Here is a 17,103-nt window from a genome sequence, read left to right as displayed (position 1 = left end):
GGTCCATCCTGTACCGCGCACGGACCCGCCGCAGGGCGCACCCGCCGGCCCCGTCCGTCCCGCCTACCTCCGGGTGAGCCGGAGGCGGATGGCCCGGTAGGTGATGCCGACGGCGGAGACGACCACGCCGCCGACCACCGCCTCGACCGGTAGCGCGACGACCAGCACCAGGCAGCCGACCGCGCCGAGCACCTGCAGGGGGCGGGGGAAGCGGCGGTGCGCACGGTCCTGGGTGAAGGCCGCGGTGTTGGCCACGAAGTAGTAGAGCAGCACGCCGAAGGAGGAGAAGCCGATCGCGCCGCGCAGGTCGACGGTGAGCACCAGCAGGCAGACCACGGCGGCGAGGGCGAGCTCGGCGTGGTGCGGCACGGAGAACCGCGGGTGCACCGCGGCCAGGAACCCGGGCAGGTCACCCTGCCGGGCCATCGCCAGCCCGGTGCGGCCGATGCCGGCGACGAGCGCCAGCAGCGCGCCCAGGGAGGCCGCGGCGGCGCCGACGCGCACCACCGGCTCCGCCCACGCCCACCCGCCGGCGTCCACCGCCGCGGCCAGCGGCGCCGAGGTGGCGGCGACGCCGTCCGGCCCGAGGGCCACCAGCACGGCGACGGCGACCACCGCGTAGACGGCGACGGCGATACCGAGCGCCAGGGGGATGGCCCGCGGGATGGTCCGGGCCGGGTCGCGGACCTCCTCGCCCATCGTCGCGATCCGGGCGAACCCGGCGAAGGCGAAGAACAGCAGGCCGGCCGACTGCAGGACCCCGTGCACGCCGCCGTCGGTGAACGTCCAGGTCGCCAGCCCGTCCCGGCTCGCCCCGCTCCCGAGCAGGCTCGCCGTGACCGCGACGGCGAGCGCGGCGAGCACGACCGTGACGACGACGCGGGTCAGCCCGGCGGTGCGGGTCACGCCGCGGTAGTTCACCGCCGTCAGGGCCAGTACCGCGGCGACGGCCACCGGTCGCTGCCACCCGGCCGGTGCCGCGTAGGCGGCGAAGGTCAGCGCCATCGCCGCGCAGCTCGCCGTCTTCCCGACGACGAAGCCCCACCCCGCGAGGAACCCCCACCACGGGCCCAGCCGCTCGCGGCCGTAGACGTAGGTGCCCCCGGAGGTGGGGTACTCCGCGGCCAGCTGTGCCGAGGCCGTCGCGTTGCAGTAGGCGACCACCGCTGCGATCGCCAGCCCGATGAGCAGCCCCGCGCCGGCGGCCTGCGCGGCGGGGGAGAAGGCGGCGAAGACCCCGGCCCCGACCATCGAGCCGAGCCCGAGGACCACGGCGTCGGTGGTGCCCAGCCGGCGGGCCAGTGCAGGGCCTGTGCTCACGGTGCTCCTCGCGGCGGCGTCGGCCGACGATAGCGGGGCTGCTCAGCGGTGCGCGGCGGGCTCGTGGTGGGCGTGCGCGGCGGTCTCGAGCTGGAAGGTGGAGTGCTCGATGCCGACCGGGAAGTGCTCGGCGAGGCAGGCCTGGAGCTGGTCCAGCACCTGCGGGGCGTGCCCGTCGTGGAAGCAGCCGTCCTCGACGACGACGTGCGCCGAGAGCACGGGCAGCCCGCTGGTGATCTGCGAGGCGTGCAGGTCGTGCACCCCGATGACGTGCGGCAGCGCCAGCAGGTGCGCCCGGACGGCGTCGAGGTCGACCCCCGGCGGCGTGCTCTCCAGGAGCACCGACACCGTCTCCCGCAGCAGCCGGACGGTGCGGGGCACGATCAGCGCCACGATCACCAGCGAGGCGATCGCGTCGGCCTGCAGCCAACCGGTCAGGGCCACGACGGCGGCGGCGACCAGGACGGCGACCGAGCCGAGGGCGTCGTTGACCACCTCGAGCGTTGCGGCGCGCATGTTCACGTTCCCGCCGTGCCCGCCCCGGGTGAGCACCACGATGCCGGCGAGGTTGGCGGCCAGCCCGATCGCGCCGAAGACCAGCACGGCGGTGGTGGCGATCTCCGGCGGATCGGCCAGCCGGCCGATCGCCTCGACCGCGATCCAGCCGCCGACGGCCAGCAGCACGGCGGCCTGCAGCGTGGCCCCGAGCACCTCGGCGCGCCGGTAGCCCCACGTGCGCTGCGCCGTCGCGGGCCGCGCCGCCAAGGTGGCCGCGACCAGCGCGATCGCCAGGCCCGCGGCGTCGGTGGCGGCATGTGCGGCGTCGGCGAGCAGGGCCAGCGATCCCGAGACGAGCGCGCCGACGAGCTGGACGACCAGCACGCCCGCAGTCAGGGCCAGCACCACGGCCAGGCGGCGCCGGTTCCCGGACGCCGCGGCGTGGCCGTGGTCGTGCCCGCCGCTCACCGGTCGTCCTGCGGCCCGGGAGCGGCTCCGCAGCACGTGTCCACCGCGGCGTCCGGGCCCGGGCGGCCGGGCGCGCAGCAGCCCTCGCCGCGCCACGCCTCGACCCCCTCGCGGAGGGCGACGCCGGCGATCACCAGGCCCGCGACCGGGTCGGCCCAGCTCCAGCCGAGCCAGGCGTTGAGCACCAGCCCGACGAGGACGGCGGCGCTCAGGTAGGTGCACAGCAGCGTCTGGGTGGAGTCGGCGACGACGGCGCCGGAGCCCAGCGCCCGGCCGGTGCGGCGCTGCGCCCAGGAGAGGAAGGGCATGACCACCAGGGAGACCGCGGCCAGCGCGATGCCCACGGGGGAGGCGTCCGGGTCGCCGCCGGCGACGAGCGCGCGCACCGACTCGAACGTGACGTAGCCGGCCAGGGCGAAGAAGGAGCAGGCCATCAGCCGCAGCGCCTGCCGCTCCCTGCTCTCCGGCAGGTGGTGCCGGAACTGCCAGAGGATGATCAGGCCGCTGGAGACCTCGACCACCGAGTCCAGGCCGAACCCGATCAGCGCGACCGACCCGGCGGCCAGCCCGGCGGCGATGGCGATCACCGCCTCGACGACGTTGTAGGCGACGGCGGTGCCGGCGAGCAGTTGCGCCCGGCGCCCGAGTCGGGCGCGGTCGGCCGCGCTCGGTGGAGTGGTGGTCGTCGCGCTCACCGGGCCGCCTCCTCGCCGTAGGCGGGGCAGAGGGTGACCGCATCCCCGGTGCCGGCGAGCAGCCGTTCCGCGGCGGCGAGCAGGCCGAGGACCTCGGTGGTGGCGGCCAGCGACCACAGCGAGGCCCGCCCCTGCGGCCGCGAGGTGACCAGGCCGCAGTCCCGCAGGCACGCCAGGTGCGCCGACACGGTCGACTGCGCCAACCCCAGGTGGCGGGTCAGCTCGACCACCTTGTGCTCCCCGAGGGCCAGATGGCGCACGATCGCCAGCCGGTTGGGGTCCCCGAGGCTCCGGAACAGGCACGAGGCGGCGGACAGCGCCGCCGCCTCGTCGACCTCGATCATCGTCATCCGGCGATGATAGCGGCCTCGCTCGGTCGTCAGGCGGGGACGTACTCGGCGAGGTGCTCCCCGGTGAGCGTGGACCGGGCGGCGACCAGGTCGGCCGGGGGCCCCTCGAAGACCACCAGGCCGCCCTCGGATCCGGCGCCCGGGCCGAGGTCGACGATCCAGTCGGCGTGCGCCATGACCGCCTGGTGGTGCTCGATGACGATCACGGTCGTCCCGGAGTCCACCAGCCGGTCGAGGAGGCCGAGCAGGTTCTCCACGTCGGCCAGGTGCAGGCCGGTCGTCGGCTCGTCCAGGACGTAGACTCCGCCCTTCTCCGCCATGCGGGTGGCCAGCTTCAGCCGCTGGCGCTCACCCCCGGAGAGGGTGGTGAGCGGCTGGCCCAGGGTGAGGTAGCCCAGCCCGACGTCGGCCAGCCGGTCGAGGATCGCGTGCGCGGCGGGCGTGCGGGCGTCGCCGCCGCCGAAGAACTCCTCCGCCTCGGCCACGCTCATCGCGAGCACCTCGGCGATGTTCCGGCCGCCCAGGCGGTACTCGAGCACGGCGGCCTGGAACCGCTTGCCCTCGCACTCCTCGCAGGTCGACTCGACCGTGGCCATGACCCCGAGGTCGGTGTAGATGACGCCGGCGCCGTTGCAGGTCGGGCAGGCGCCCTCGGAGTTGGCGCTGAACAGCGCGGGCTTCACGCCGTTGGCCTTGGCGAACGCCTTGCGGATCGGCTCGAGCAGGCCGGTGTAGGTGGCCGGGTTGGACCGGCGCGACCCCCGGATCGCCGACTGGTCGACGACCACCACGCCCTCCCGCCCGGCGAGGTTGCCGTGGATGAGGGAGCTCTTGCCCGACCCGGCCACGCCGGTGACGACGGTCAGCACCCCGGTGGGGATGTCGACGTCGACGCCGCGCAGGTTGTTCTGCCGCGCCCCCCGGATCTCCAGCGCGCCGGTGGAGGTGCGCACCTCCGGCTTGAGCCGCACCCGGTCACCGAGGTGGCGGCCGGTCAGGGTGCCGCTGCGGCGCAGCTCCTCGACGCTGCCCTCGAACACCACCTCGCCGCCCGCGGTGCCGGCGCCCGGGCCGAGGTCGACGACGTGGTCGGCGATCGCGATCGTCTCCGGCTTGTGCTCGACCACCAGCACGGTGTTGCCCTTGTCGCGGAGCCGCAGGAGCAGGTCGTTCATCCGCCGGATGTCGTGCGGGTGCAGGCCGATGGTGGGCTCGTCGAAGACGTAGGTGACGTCGGTGAGCGAGGACCCGAGGTGGCGGATCATCTTGGTGCGCTGCGCCTCGCCGCCGGAGAGGGTGCCCGCCGGGCGGTCCAGGGAGAGGTAGCCCAGCCCGATCTCGACGAAGGAGTCGAGGGTGTGCTGCAGCCCGGCCAGCAGCGGCGCCACCCCGGGGTCGTCCAGCTCGCGCAGCCAGGCGGCGAGGTCGCTGATCTGCATGCGGCAGAGGTCGGCGATGTTCTTGCCGCGGATCTTCGACGACAGGGCCTCGGCGCTCAGCCGCGTGCCGTCGCAGTCCGGGCAGGTCTCGAAGGTCACCGCGCGCTCGACGAAGCGCCGGACGTGCGGCTGCAGCGCGTCGACGTCCTTGCTGAGCATCGACTTCTGGATCTTGGGGATCAGGCCCTCGTAGGTCAGGTTGATCCCCTCGACCTTGATCTTCGTGGGCTCGGCGTGGAGGAGGGTGTGCCGTTCCTTCTTCGTGAACTCGCGGATCGGCTTGTCCATGGGCAGGCCGGCGCCGGCGAAGAGGCGGCCGTACCAGCCGTCCATGCTGAACCCGGGCACCGTCAGGGCGCCGTCGGCGAGCGACTTCGAGTCGTCGTAGAGCGCGGTCAGGTCGATGTCGTTGACCGACCCCATGCCCTCGCAGCGCGGGCACATGCCGCCGAGGCGGGTGAAGGTCACCTTCTCGGCCTTGCTGCCGGCGCCGCGGTCGACGGTGATCGCCCCGCTGGCCGAGACCGAGGGCATGTTGAAGGAGTAGGCGTTCGGCGAGCCCAGGCTGGGCTCCCCGCGCCGGCTGAAGAGGATCCGCAGCATCGCGTTGACGTCGGTGGCCGTGCCCACGGTGGAGCGCGGGTTGGCACCCATCCGTTCCTGGTCGACGATGATCGCCGTCGTCAGCCCTTCGAGGACGTCGACGTCGGGCCGGGCGAGCGAGGGCATGAAGCCCTGCACGAACGCGCTGTAGGTCTCGTTGATCATCCGCTGCGACTCGGCGGCGATGGTGCCGAACACCAGCGAGCTCTTGCCCGACCCGGAGACGCCGGTGAACACCGTGAGCCGCCGCTTGGGGATCTCGACGCTGACGTCCTTGAGGTTGTTCTGCCGCGCCCCGACCACCCGGATCAGGTCGTGGCTGTCGGCGGCGGCGCGCACCGCGTCCGGCTCGGTCACCGTGCTCATCGTGCCTCCGTCCGTCCGGGCCCCCGCCGATGTGGCGAGGGCCCGGTGTCTACCAACGATGTCCGACAGGGATGACTGCGGGGACGCCCGCTTCTCAGCGGAGCTGCTGGATGCGGACGGTGTTGCCGGCCGGGTCGCGGAACGCGCAGTCGCGGATGCCGTAGGGCTGCTCGGTCGGCTCCTGCATCACCTCGGCGCCGGTGGCCTGGATCCGGTCGAAGGCGGCGTCGAGGTCCTTGGTGGCCAGGACGACGGAGGCGTAGGTGCCCTTGGCCATCATCTCGGCGATGGTCCGCTGCTCGTCCTCGGTGATCCCGGGGTCGGCGGTCGGCGGGTGGAGCACGATCGAGGTCGCCGACTCGTCGGCCGGGCCGACGGTGAGCCAGCGCATGCCCTCGTAGCCGACGTCGTTGCGCAGCTCGAAGCCCAGGGCGTCGCGGTAGAAGGCCAGGGAGGCCTCGGGGTCGTCGTGGGGGAGGAAGGCGTGGTGCACGGTGAGATCCATGGCGATCACGCTAGGGACGCGGCGGGTGCCGGCGCTTCTCGATTCCTGACCGGTCTGGTGACCTGCTTCGCCGTGCACGACGGGATGCCGGAGGTCGCCTCCGCCGCCTCCCGCCGGTAGGTGCTCGGCGGTACGCCGACCAGTTCGGTGAACCGGGTGCTGAAGGTGCCCAGCGACGAGCAGCCCACCGCGAAGCAGACCTCGGTGACGGTCAGGTCGCCGCGCCGCAGCAGCGCCATCGCGCGCTCGATGCGCCGCGTCATCAGGTAGGCGTAGGGGGACTCGCCGTAGGCGCGCTTGAACTCCCGGCTGAGGTGGCCGGCCGACATGTGGGCCCCACGGGCGAGCGAGGCAACGTCCAGCGGCCGGGCGTACTCGCGGTCGATCCGGTCCTTGACCCGGCGCAGCCGCACGAGGTCGCGCAGGTGCGGGTCGGCGGCCGGTCCGCTGGTCACGGGCCGGATCGTGCCACGCGTTCGCCGCCGCGTCAGCGGTCCTGGCGCTCCCGGTAGCGGGCGGCCCGCCGGGCCGCCGCCGCCCGCTTCCGCTCCGTCTCGCGCTGCTGGGCGACCAGCCCGGCACGCTCCCGGGCGGCGGTCGCGGTGCCGGCGGGGTAGCCGGCCTTCACCACGCGGTTCTCGGTGGTCTCGGGCATGTAGGCCAGCGAGAAGATCAGGCCCAGGAAGATCCCACCGCCCGCGACCGCCAGCCGCAGCCCCAGCGGCGCGGGCAGGAACGCCACGACGAGCGCGATGGGGACGGCCAGCTGGACCAGGGTCCGGAGGACGTGCCGGGCCCACCACGTCCCGGTCGTGGTGTCGTGCAGGACCCAGCCCCGGTGGCGCTCGGGCAGGCGGCCGCCGAGGGCGTACCAGAACCACCGGTGGGGAGCCGGGCGGACGACGGGGGCGCGGCCGTCGTCCCCGGGCGTCCTCGGACCCGCGTCGCCGTCGCTCACCCCGCCATCGTCCCAGGGTCACCGGCGCCGGTGGTCGCCCCCCGCGCCGTCCTGGCTCAGCTCCCGGGAGGTCAACGGCCCAGGTGGCGGTAGCGGTGCAGCCGAGTGCGGAACCGCTCGGTGTCGTCGCGGCCGAGCAGCCCGGCCAGCTCCTCGCCCAGCACCCGGCCCAGCCGCAGGCAGAACTCGACCGGCTCGTCGGCCGCGTCGGGCCGCTCGGGCACCACCCGGTCGACGATCCCGGCGCGCCACAGATCGGTGGCGCGCACGCCCTGGTGCGCGGCCATCTCGTCGGCGCGGTCCACGGTGCGGTGCACGATGGCGCTCGCGCCCTCCGGCGGCAGCGGGCCCAGCCAGCCGTTCGCCGCGGCGAGGACGCGGTCGGCCGGCACCAGCGCCAGCGCGCCGCCGCCGGTGCCCTGGCCCAGCAGCACCGCCAGGGTGGGCGCCTTGAGCACCACCAGGTCGTGCAGGCAGCGGGCGATCTCCCCGGCCAGGCCGCCCTCCTCGGCCTCGCGGGAGAGCGCCGCGCCGGGGGTGTCGATGAGCGTGACGAGCGGCAGCCGCAGCTCCTCGGCCAGGTGCATCCCGCGGCGCGCCTCGCGCAGCGCCGCCGGCCCCAGCGGCGCCGACAGCGACTGGCCGCGCCGGTCCTGCCCCAGCACGACGCAGGGCGCCCCGCCGAAGCGGGCCAGCGCCAGCAGCAGCCCGGGGTCCTTCTCGCCGGCGCCGGTGCCGGAGAGACCGACGACGTCGGTGGCCGCGGTCCGCAGCAGCCGCCGGACGCCAGGGCGGTCCTCCCTCCGCGACGCGGTCACGACCTCCCACGCGCTGCGCCCGTCCTCCGGGTCGTCGGCGTCGGTGCCGTCCTCGGCGGTCGGCCGCTCGGCGTCCCGGACGTCGAGGTGCCAGGTCTGCCGGGCCGAGAGCACCCGCAGCGCGCGGTCGGCGACGTCGGCGATCTGGTCGTGCGGGACCACGGCGTCGATGAGACCGCGGGCGGCCAGGTTCTCCGCGGTCTGCACGCCCTCGGGGAAGGGCTCGCCGTAGAGCGCCTCGTAGACCCGCGGCCCGAGGAACCCGATGGCGGCGCCGGGCTCGGCGATGGTGACGTGACCGAGCGACCCCCAGGAGGCCAGCACGCCGCCGAAGGTCGGGTGGCGGAGGTAGACCAGGTAGGGCAGCCCCGCCTCCTTGTGCCGGGCGATGGCGGCGGTGATCCCGATCATCTGCAGGAAGGCGACCGTGCCCTCCTGCATGCGGGTGCCCCCGGAGACCGGCGCCGCCAGCAGCGGCAGCCCCTCGTCGGTGGCCCGCTCCACCGCCGCGATCAGCCGCTCGGCGGCGGCCACCCCGATGGAGCCGGCGAGGAAGCCGAACTCGCCGGCGACGACGGCGACGCGGCGGCCGCGCAGCCGGCCCTCACCGGTGATGACCGACTCGTCCTGCCGTGACTTCTCCGCGGCGCGGGCCAGCTCGGCGGCGTAGCCGTCCGCCACGTCGCGGGGCGGGACGGGGGAGTCCCACGACTGCCACGACCCCGGGTCGAGGACGAGGTCGCGCAGCGTCCGGGCGTCCGGCCGGGCGGTCACGTGGCGGGGCCGTTCAGCCAGGCGCGGATGGCCTCGCCGTCGGCGCCCAGCACCGGGGGAGCCGAGTGCTCCCGGCGCGTGGTCTCGGTCTCGCCGTCGGCCCCGGCGGCGAAGAAGCGCAGCGGCGGGCCGGGCAGCTGCAGCCGGCCCAGGGTGGCGTGGTCGACGTCGACCAGCAGCCCCTGCGACAGCGCCTGGTCCCAGCCGTAGACCTCGTCGATCGTGCGGACCTTGCCCGACGGGATGCCGACCTTGGCCAACCGGTCCAGCAGGTCCTCGGCGGGGATGTCGGCGAACGCGCCCTCGAGGAGCGCGATCACCTCCTCGCGGTGCTCCACCCGGTCGCCGTTCGTCGCCATCCCGGGAGCCTCGGGGTCGAAGCCGAACTCGGCGCAGAGCTTCCGCCAGAGGGAGTCGTTGGCGCACGCCACCTGGACGCTGCCGCCCTGGCAGTGGAAGAGCCCGTAGGGGGCGATCGAGGGGTGGTGGTTGCCCTGCGCGGCACCGACCTTGCCGGCCACGGTCCACGCCGTCCCCTGGAAGGCGTGCACGCCGACGATCGCGGCGAGCAGCGAGGTGCGCACCACCTGCCCGCGGCCGGTGCGGCCCCGCTCGATCAGCGCGGCGAGGACGCCGTAGGCGCCGTACATGCCGGCCAGCAGGTCGCCGATGGGCACGCCGACCCGCTGCGGGTCGTCGGGCCCCGAGCCCGTGAGCGACATCAGCCCACCCTCTCCCTGGGCGATCTGGTCGTACCCCGCGCGACCGCCCTCGGGGCCGTCGTGGCCGAATCCGCTGATCGCCAGCGTCACCAGCCGCGGGTTGAGCTCGGCCAGCACGTCGGTGCCGAAGCCCAGGCGGGCCAGCGTGCCCGGGCGGAAGTTCTCCAGCAGCACGTCGGCGCGCTGGAGCAGCCCGGTGAGCACGGTCTTGTCGCCCTCGTCCTTGAGGTCGAGGGTGATCGACTCCTTGTTGCGGTTGGTCGAGAGGAAGTAGGTGGACTCCCGGTCCCCGCTCTCGGGGGTCACGAAGGGCGGCCCCCAGCTGCGGGTGTCGTCACCGGTCCCCGGCGTCTCGACCTTGATCACGCGGGCGCCGAGGTCGCCCAGCATCATCGCGGCGTGCGGCCCGGCGAGGGCGCGGGTGAGGTCGACGACGAGGACGCCGTCCAGCGGTCCGGGCATGGTGTGCTCCCTCGCTCGGGGGGTGCGGCTCCGATGGCTGCGCCCCGGAAGTGTCTCAGCGCTGAGACATCGATGGCCGGCCGGGTCACAGCCAGCCGGGCACGACGAAGACCAGCCACGACAGCAGCGGCCCGACGGCCACCACGATCGCGGCGTAGGCCAGGATCTGCTTGTAGAAGCGGTCGCGGTCGATGTCCTGCGCGTTGGCCAGCACCAGCGCGCCGTTGGTCGAGAACGGGCTCACGTCGACGATCGTGGAGGCCACCGACAGGGCGACCACCACGCCGATCGCGCTGATGGCCCCGGCCTCGAGGAACGGCACCGCGAGGAGGATGGCGACGCCGATGATCGCCGTCGACGACGCGAAGGCCGAGACGACGCCGCCGATGTAGGCCAGCAGCAGCGCGATGAGCAGCGGGACCCCGAGGCCGATGACCGCGTCGCCGACGTAGTCGATCGTGCCGGCCTCCTCGAGGACGAACACGAAGGTCAGGACGCCGGCGATCAGGAGGATCGTCGACCAGCTGATCTGGGTGACCGCGCCCTTGTGCTGCTGGGCGGAGAACAGCGCCAGGACGACGGCGACGGTGATCGCGACGAAGCCGATGTCCAGGTCGAAGGCGAGCGCCAGGACGGCGACGACGACCAGCCCGATCAGCGTGAGCACCTGCTCGAAGCGCACCGGCGACGGGCGGTCGGGGTGGATGTGCTCGTCGTCGTCCCCGCCGACGGCGGGCCCGGGCGCGGCGCCGTGGCCGCGCACCACCGTGCCGTGGGCGTGCTCGCCGTGCGGGATCGGCTCGGCGGCGACCTTGCGGCCCAGGAGCTTCCGGCCGCCGAGCGCGAAGAACAGGACCAGGGCGATCGCGATGTTGAAGAGCAGCGCCCCGAGGAAGACCGCCAGGGGGCTGCTCGGCAGCCCCTCGTCCTCGACGATGGTGTTCACCGTGACGCCGTAGACGCTGATGGGGGAGAAGCCGCCGCCCTGGGCGCCGTGGATGACCATCATCCCCATCAGCAGCGGGCTGATCTCGTGCCGGGCGGCGAAGGTGAGCGCGATGGGGGCGATGATCGCGACCGCCGCCGGCGACAGCGCGCCGATGCCCGTGAGGACGGCGGTGACGGCGAACATGATCCACGGGATGGCCGCCACGTGGCCGCCGACCATCCTCACCGCGCCCCGGACCAGCAGGTCCACCGTGCCGTTGTTCTGCGCGATGGCGAACAGGTAGGTGACCCCGATCAGCGTCAGCACCAGGCCGGCGGGGAACCCGCTGATGATGTCGTCGGTGGTCAGCCCCACCGAGAGGGTGCCCACGACGAAGGCGGCGACGAACGCCAGCGCCCCCATGTTGATCGGCAGGAAGGTCGCGATCGCGAAGATCACGACCAGCGCCAGGATGGTGACGATCTCGGGCGACACGGTCACTCCCACCAGGTCCGGGGCTGCGGCTCGCTCACTGTGTCAGTGACTCGCCGGTAGCGCCTGCCATCCACCGGACGGCGTGACCACCGCCGTCACCCGCACGTCGTGCGGCTCGCCCGGCAGCCGGTCGACCACCTCGTCGTCGAACACGACCGCCACCAGGACCGCCCCGGGGCGGGCATGCCGCAGGGCGCGGTCGTAGTACCCGCCGCCGCGGCCCAGCCGCGTCCCGTCCCGGGCGACCGCCGTCGCGGGGACGACGACGGCGCCGGCCGCGGCGAGCGCGGCCGGGCCCAGCCGCGGCCCGACCGGCTCCAGCAGCCCGAACCGGCCCGGCGCGAGCTCGCCGGTGTGCACCGCCCAGTCCAGCTCCCGGCCGCGGGCGGGCACGACGGGGAGCAGCAGGCGGTCGCGGCCGGCCAGCGCGGCCGGGAGCCGGCCGTGCCCGGGCTCGGCCGGGTCGGGCACGAACGCGGCGACGGTGGGTACTCCGGCGAGCCGGTCGGCCAGCGTGGCGGCGACCGCCCGCGCGGCCGCCGTCCGCTCGTCGGCAGGGCGGGCCGCGCGGCGTCCCAGCAGCTCGGCGCGGAGCGCGGCCTTGGCGGCGGCCTCCGCGGGCGAGGTGCTCACCGACGCAGCCTAGATAGGCTGCCCCACATGTCGATGCCCCTCACCCGTACGGCCCGGAAGGCGGTCATCCCCGTCGCAGGAATGGGCACCCGCTTCCTGCCGGCCACCAAGGCCGTCCCGAAGGAGCTGCTCCCGGTCGTCGACCGGCCGGCCCTCCAGTACATCGTCGAGGAGGCCGCCCGCGCCGGGCTGCCCGAGGTGCTCATGGTCACCGGCCGCGGCAAGGCGGCCATCGAGGACTTCTTCGACCGCACCCCCGAGCTCGAGATCGCGCTGGAGAAGAAGGGCGACGCCGGTCGCCTCGCCGCCGTGCACGAGTCCACCGAGGTCGCGCAGGTGCACTTCGTGCGCCAGGGCGAGGCCCGCGGGCTGGGTCACGCGGTGCTGCAGGCGGCCGCCTTCGTCGGCGACGAGCCGTTCGCCGTGCTCCTCGGCGACGACCTGATCGACGCCCGTGACCACCTGCTGGAGCAGATGCTGGCCGTCCAGGCCGAGCACGGCGGCTCGGTGATCGCCCTGCTCGACGTCGGCCGGGAGAACATCGACAAGTACGGCGCCGTGGCCGTCGAGCCGACCGTCGACGGCGCCGACGTCGTCGCCGTCACGGGCCTGGTCGAGAAGCCACCCGTCGACGAGGCCCCCAGCAGCCTGGCGATCATCGGGCGCTACGTGCTCGCGCCGGAGATCTTCGACGTGCTGCGCGAGACCGCGCCCGGGCGGGGTGGCGAGATCCAGCTGACCGACGCCCTGGCCACCCTCGTCGAGCGCGGTGAGCCCGTCCACGGCGTCGTCTTCGGCGGCCGCCGCTACGACACCGGCGACAAGCTGGACTACCTCAAGGCGGTCATCCGGCTGGCCAGCGAGCGCGAGGACCTGGGTCCGTCGCTCCGCGGCTGGCTGCGCGAGTTCGTCACCGAGCTGCCCGCCGAGGGCGCGTCGTCGTCCTGACCGGCGCCCGCGAGGGCACGATCGGACCCGTGGCACGACGCCGGCCCCGTCCGGGGCCGGCGCTGCCGCGGGGGCCGGTGCCGGGAGACGGCACGGCGGGACGACGGTGGTGAGGATGCTCGGGCAGAGCGACGACGGCAGCAACGGCGGGGAGTTCCGGGGGCACCGGGACACCGCGCAGGTCGACATGCCCATGGCCTCGCCCCGGCGCACCGGCCCGGTCGCCGGCACGCCGGCCGCCGCCGAGCCGGTGCCGGCGCAGCGGGCGCTCACCGGACCGGTGCCGCTGCCGGCGGACGGCCGCTCCGACGCCTCCCCCCACGTGCGCACCGTCGAGCGGCACCTCGACGAGATCCTCGCCGCGGTGCCGCAGCCGGACCCGATCGAGCTCGCCGTCCTCGACGCGCAGGGCCTGCTCTGCGCCGAGGACGTCGTCAGCCAGCGGGCGCTGCCGGCCTTCGACCAGGCCGCCCTCGACGGCTACGCGGTGCGGGCCGAGGACGTCGCCGACGCGACCGTCGCCCGCCCGGCGGAGCTGCCCGTCGTGGGGGAGAGCGTGGCGGGGGCCAGCGGGCCGTCGTCGATCGGCCCGGGGCTGGCGATGCGGGTCGCCGCGGGAGCGATGCTGCCGTCCGGGGCCGACGTCGTCGTCCCGGCGGTGTGGACCGACAACGGCGCGGCGCGGGTCGCCGTCCAGGCCGGGCCGCCGGTGGGCAGCTACGTGCGGCTCACCGGTGACGACGTCGCCCCGGGGGACCCGGCCGTGCACGTCGGCACCCCGATCGGGCCCGCGCAGATCAGCCTGCTGGCCGCCGTCGGGCGCGACCGCGTCCTCGTCCGTCCCCGACCCCGGGTCGCGGTGCTGAGCGCCGGCACGGAGCTGGTGGACATCAGCTCCCCGCTGGCGCCGGGCCAGGTGGTGGACGTCAACAGCTACGCACTGGCGGCGGCCGCCCGCGACGCCGGCGCCGACGCCTACCGGTGGGGGATCCTGCCGGGCGATCAGCGGCGGCTGGCCGAGGTGCTCGAGAGCCAGCTGCTGCGCAGCGACCTGGTGCTCATCTCGGGCACCTTCACCGGCTCGGGGTTCGACATGGTGCAGGAGGCGCTGGGCGCGCTCGGGGACATGCGCTTCCGCCAGGTGGCCATGCACCCCGGCCCCGCGCAGGGCTTCGGCCGGCTGGGGCGCGACGAGGTGCCGGTCATCTGCATCCCCGGGGAGCCGGTCGCGGCGCTGGTCTCCTTCGAGGTGTTCGTCCGCCCCTCCATCCGCCTGATGCTCGGCAAGCGGCAGCTGTTCCGGCGCACGGTGCAGGCCATCTCCGGCCAGCAGTTGCTCTCGCCGCTGGGCTACCGCCAGTACCTGCACGGCAGCGTCATGCGACACCCCGACGGCGGCTACGTCGTCGAACCCGTGGGCGAGGCCACCGACGCCCTGCTGGCGCGGATGGCGCGCGCCAACTGCCTGATCGTCATCGACGAGGACGTCACCGAGGTGGCCGCCGGCGGGCTGGTCACCGTCATGCCGCTGCTGCTCGGCGGCTGACCGCGCCCGCCGTGACCGATCCGCTGCTGCACCCCGGCTGGCCGGCGCAGCTCGCCCGGGGGCCGGTGGAGCTGCACCCGCTGCGCCGCCGCGACGCCGCGGAGTGGAGCGCCCTGCGGCTGGCCAACGAGGACTGGCTGCGCCCCTGGGAGCCGACCGCCGCCGTCTCCTGGCAGGACCGGCACAGCCCGGCGGCCTACCGGGCGATGCGGCGGGTCATGGCCCGCCGCGCCCGCGTGGGCACCTCGCTGCCCTTCGCGGTCCGGGTCGAGGGGCGGCTGGCCGGTCAGGTGACGGTCGACAACATCGTCCGGGGCGCGCTGCGCACCGGGTACCTGGGCTACTGGATCGACCGCTCGGTGGCCGGCCGCGGCGTCGCCTCGCTGGCGGTGGCGCTGGTGTGCGACCACGCCTTCGGGCCGGCGGGGCTGCACCGGCTGCAGGCCGACATCCGCCCGGAGAACGGGCCCAGCCAGCGGCTGGTGGAGCGGCTGGGGTTCCGGCGCGAGGGGCTGCTGCGCCGCTACCTCGACATCGACGGCGACTGGCGCGACCACCTGAGCTACGCCCTGCTCGCCGAGGACCTGCCGCGCGGGGTGCTGGAGCGCTGGGAGCGGTCCGCCCCGGGTCGACCCGTCGACTGATCGGCTCGTCGGGATAGCACGCACGGTGGCCGGTGCGGAGGTGGCCGCGGGTGACACGCCGTCTCCCGTCACACCGGTCCCACAACACGTCGGCGACACACCCGCGCGCCTCCCGGACACCGACCTCCGGCCTGCATAACCTCGCCCGGCGAGTGACTGATGTGACAGGTGGTGTCGTATGGGATCGGGTGTGCTGCTGGCCGCTCTGGTCGTGCTGTGGTTCGTCGTGCTGGTGCCCATGGTGGTGACCCGCGGCGACGGGCAGGACGGCCGGCTCGAGCCTGCCGACTCGGGGCGGACCCTGCAGCGGCGTCGCGCGGTGGACCCCGTGCGTCACGCGGCGACCGAGCGGGTGTCGATCGACCGCGAGGTCCTGCGCACCACGGGGGAGCTGAAGGTGGACGTGCACGCGCTGCGCCGCCGGGTGCTGGGCGGCCTGGTGCTGCTCACCCTGGCGTCGCTGGCCGGCGCGCTGCTGCTGACGCCGTGGCTGTGGATCCTCCAGGCGATCGCCACCGTCGCGACCGCGGGCTACGTGCTGGTGCTGCGCAAGGTCGCCCGGCGTGAGCGGCTGGCCGCGCGCCGCGCCGCCCGTGCCGCGGCGCGGGAGTCCCTCCGGGCGCCGGCCCGCCCGGCCGCCCGGCCCGCGCCGGCCCAGCGCACGTCGCCGGAGGTGCACGAGACCGTCGCCCAGGAGGCGCTGCCCGTCCTGCCGCACCCCAGCGTCCCGCTCGCCCCCGTGCACGCCCTGCGCCCCGGGCGCGTGGTCGCCGCGCGCACCCCCGCGCCGGCCGGCTGGCAGAACAGCGCGGTGGTCGGGCTGGACGACGACGACATCGGTTTCGCCGACATCGACGAGTACCGCCCCGCCCGGGCGGCCAACGGCTGAAGACGCACCCCCCGCCCCCCACCGTTCGCACGCTCGCGGCGGGGCCTGCACGGGGCCGGCCCCGCCCCCGGTGGCGGGGCCGGAGCGGGCGGGCGGTACTCTTCGACCCAGCACTGGGGGCTGTGGCGCAGACCGGTAGCGCACCTCGTTCGCATCGAGGGGGTCAGGGGTTCAAATCCCCTCAGCTCCACCCACACGATGGTCGGCGCCGTCGGGGATTCCTCCCCGGCGGCGCCGTCGTCGTTCCGACGGGGGCCCGATCCGCCGCCCAGACCGCTACGCTGCCCGGCGACACGGGGCGGGACGGCCCCCACGGGAGGCGCTTCGATGGTTGGGTCACAGGTCGGGGCCTCCCCGGCGCCCCGGCGCGCCCGCGGGCGCGCCGGCGACAGCGCCGCCACCCGGCAGCTGATCCTCGACGTCGCCGCCCGGGAGTTCGGCGAGCGCGGCTACGCGGCCACCTCGCTGAACGACATCGTCGCGGGCACCGGCATGACCAAGGGCGCCCTCTACTGGCACTTCGAGTCCAAGGAGAGCGTGGCGGTCGCGGTCGTCCACCAGATGTTCGAGACCTGGCCGGTCCTGCTGCGCGGCGTCATCGACTCCCACGACGACGCGCTCGACGCCCTGGTCGCGGTCACCTACGTGGCGGGGCGGCAGTTCGCGACCGACCCGGTCACCCGCGCCGCCAAGCGCCTCATGGCGGAGCTGCCCCCCGAGGCGCTGGCGAGGCTGCCGCAGCCCTACGTCGGCTGGCAGCACGCGCTCGCGCAGCTGATCACCCAGGGCCAGGCCCGCGGGCAGATCGACCAGCGCGCCGACCCGGCCGGCACCGCCCAGGTCATCGTGGCGAGCTTCTTCGGCATGCAGCAGGTCTCCCAGGAGCTCAGCGCGCGACGCGACCTGGAGGGCCGGCTGGACTCGTTCTGGGCGTTGGTGCTCCCGCAGCTGCGTCCCCAGCCGGTCGTCTGACCCGGCCGCCGGCCGCCGGCTGCGCGATCGGCGAGGCCGTCGTCGTCACCGTGCCGGCTCCGGGCAGGCG

General features: G+C 75.0%; 17 protein-coding genes and 1 tRNA gene. 6 read left to right on the top strand and 12 right to left on the bottom strand.

The genetic code is table 11. The features are described 5' to 3' along the window. Positions 1-63: 63 nt before the first annotated feature. From ACI79P_RS02285 to ACI79P_RS02230, 12 genes are all read right to left on the bottom strand, one after another. Positions 64-1,320: an APC family permease gene (locus ACI79P_RS02285; RefSeq protein WP_456579422.1), complete on the bottom strand. Its 1,257-nt coding sequence runs from the start codon at positions 1,318-1,320 to the stop codon at positions 64-66. 42 nt (positions 1,321-1,362) lie between these two features. After that, positions 1,363-2,286, bottom strand: a complete 924-nt coding sequence (locus ACI79P_RS02280; protein WP_456579421.1) for a cation diffusion facilitator family transporter — start codon at positions 2,284-2,286, stop codon at positions 1,363-1,365. After that, on the bottom strand, positions 2,283-2,981 hold the full coding sequence (locus ACI79P_RS02275) for a cation diffusion facilitator family transporter (protein ID WP_456579420.1): 699 nt from the start codon (positions 2,979-2,981) through the stop codon (positions 2,283-2,285). The genes ACI79P_RS02280 and ACI79P_RS02275 overlap by 4 nt, the downstream gene beginning before the upstream one ends. Then, the gene (locus tag ACI79P_RS02270; RefSeq protein WP_456579419.1) at positions 2,978-3,331 is read right to left on the bottom strand and encodes an ArsR/SmtB family transcription factor; all 354 of its coding nucleotides are present in this window, start codon (positions 3,329-3,331) and stop codon (positions 2,978-2,980) included. Before ACI79P_RS02270 ends, ACI79P_RS02275 begins: the two co-directional genes overlap by 4 nt. 29 nt (positions 3,332-3,360) lie before the next feature. Further along, positions 3,361-5,739, bottom strand: a complete 2,379-nt coding sequence (locus tag ACI79P_RS02265; RefSeq protein ID WP_456579418.1) for an ATP-binding cassette domain-containing protein — start codon at positions 5,737-5,739, stop codon at positions 3,361-3,363. Between the two features lie 94 nt (positions 5,740-5,833). Continuing rightward, a complete protein-coding gene (locus ACI79P_RS02260) occupies positions 5,834-6,244 on the bottom strand; it encodes a VOC family protein (protein ID WP_456579417.1) in 411 nt (136 codons plus the stop codon). A 5-nt stretch (positions 6,245-6,249) separates the two neighbouring features. Continuing rightward, a complete protein-coding gene (locus ACI79P_RS02255) occupies positions 6,250-6,699 on the bottom strand; it encodes a helix-turn-helix transcriptional regulator (protein ID WP_456579416.1) in 450 nt (149 codons plus the stop codon). Positions 6,700-6,731: 32 nt separating this feature from the next. Then, positions 6,732-7,202: a DUF5313 family protein gene (locus ACI79P_RS02250; protein ID WP_456579415.1), complete on the bottom strand. Its 471-nt coding sequence runs from the start codon at positions 7,200-7,202 to the stop codon at positions 6,732-6,734. Between the two features lie 71 nt (positions 7,203-7,273). Then, positions 7,274-8,794 carry a carboxyl transferase domain-containing protein gene (locus ACI79P_RS02245; protein WP_456579414.1) on the bottom strand — a complete coding sequence of 507 codons (1,521 nt, stop codon included), beginning with the start codon at positions 8,792-8,794 and terminating at the stop codon, positions 7,274-7,276. Then, complete coding sequence (locus ACI79P_RS02240; RefSeq protein ID WP_456579413.1) at positions 8,791-9,978, bottom strand: CaiB/BaiF CoA transferase family protein; 1,188 nt, start codon at positions 9,976-9,978, stop codon at positions 8,791-8,793. The genes ACI79P_RS02245 and ACI79P_RS02240 overlap by 4 nt, the downstream gene beginning before the upstream one ends. Positions 9,979-10,063: 85 nt before the next feature. Beyond that, the gene (locus ACI79P_RS02235) at positions 10,064-11,401 is read right to left on the bottom strand and encodes an SLC13 family permease (protein WP_456579412.1); all 1,338 of its coding nucleotides are present in this window, start codon (positions 11,399-11,401) and stop codon (positions 10,064-10,066) included. A gap of 42 nt (positions 11,402-11,443) precedes the next feature. Further along, positions 11,444-12,034, bottom strand: a complete 591-nt coding sequence (locus ACI79P_RS02230) for a 5-formyltetrahydrofolate cyclo-ligase (protein ID WP_456579411.1) — start codon at positions 12,032-12,034, stop codon at positions 11,444-11,446. A 27-nt stretch (positions 12,035-12,061) separates the two neighbouring features. On the opposite strand from ACI79P_RS02230, the gene galU reads away from it, so the two are divergent. From galU to ACI79P_RS02200, 6 genes are all read left to right on the top strand, one after another. Beyond that, positions 12,062-12,982, top strand: coding sequence for a UTP--glucose-1-phosphate uridylyltransferase GalU (galU, locus tag ACI79P_RS02225; protein ID WP_456579410.1), 921 nt, complete (start codon positions 12,062-12,064; stop codon positions 12,980-12,982). A 115-nt stretch (positions 12,983-13,097) separates the two neighbouring features. Next, positions 13,098-14,528, top strand: a complete 1,431-nt coding sequence (gene glp / locus ACI79P_RS02220) for a molybdotransferase-like divisome protein Glp (RefSeq protein WP_456579409.1) — start codon at positions 13,098-13,100, stop codon at positions 14,526-14,528. 11 nt (positions 14,529-14,539) lie between these two features. Then, positions 14,540-15,172 carry a GNAT family N-acetyltransferase gene (locus ACI79P_RS02215; RefSeq protein WP_456579408.1) on the top strand — a complete coding sequence of 211 codons (633 nt, stop codon included), beginning with the start codon at positions 14,540-14,542 and terminating at the stop codon, positions 15,170-15,172. 178 nt (positions 15,173-15,350) lie between these two features. After that, a complete protein-coding gene (locus tag ACI79P_RS02210; protein WP_456579407.1) occupies positions 15,351-16,061 on the top strand; it encodes a hypothetical protein in 711 nt (236 codons plus the stop codon). A gap of 116 nt (positions 16,062-16,177) precedes the next feature. Beyond that, a tRNA-Ala gene (locus ACI79P_RS02205) sits at positions 16,178-16,251 on the top strand. A 137-nt stretch (positions 16,252-16,388) separates the two neighbouring features. Further along, positions 16,389-17,033 (top strand): ScbR family autoregulator-binding transcription factor, encoded by a 645-nt coding sequence (locus tag ACI79P_RS02200; protein ID WP_456579406.1) that lies wholly within the window; start codon positions 16,389-16,391, stop codon positions 17,031-17,033. Positions 17,034-17,103: the final 70 nt, after the last annotated feature.

Source organism: Blastococcus sp. SYSU DS0510 (assembly GCF_054050835.1).
The sequence above is the reverse complement of the archived record's forward strand: the minus strand, read 5'-3'. Positions and strand labels throughout refer to the sequence as shown.

Bases quoted from the DNA above. Each gene is read 5' to 3' on its own strand.
- ACI79P_RS02200 (WP_456579406.1), top strand. From the start codon at position 16,389: ATGGTTGGGTCACAGGTCGGGGCCTCCCCGGCGCCCCGGCGCGCCCGC.
- ACI79P_RS02260 (WP_456579417.1), bottom strand. From the start codon at position 6,244: ATGGATCTCACCGTGCACCACGCCTTCCTCCCCCACGACGACCCCGAG.
- glp (WP_456579409.1), top strand. From the start codon at position 13,098: ATGCTCGGGCAGAGCGACGACGGCAGCAACGGCGGGGAGTTCCGGGGG.
- galU (WP_456579410.1), top strand. From the start codon at position 12,062: ATGTCGATGCCCCTCACCCGTACGGCCCGGAAGGCGGTCATCCCCGTC.
- ACI79P_RS02270 (WP_456579419.1), bottom strand. From the start codon at position 3,331: ATGACGATGATCGAGGTCGACGAGGCGGCGGCGCTGTCCGCCGCCTCG.
- ACI79P_RS02265 (WP_456579418.1), bottom strand. From the start codon at position 5,739: ATGAGCACGGTGACCGAGCCGGACGCGGTGCGCGCCGCCGCCGACAGC.
- ACI79P_RS02240 (WP_456579413.1), bottom strand. From the start codon at position 9,978: ATGCCCGGACCGCTGGACGGCGTCCTCGTCGTCGACCTCACCCGCGCC.
- ACI79P_RS02210 (WP_456579407.1), top strand. From the start codon at position 15,351: ATGGGATCGGGTGTGCTGCTGGCCGCTCTGGTCGTGCTGTGGTTCGTC.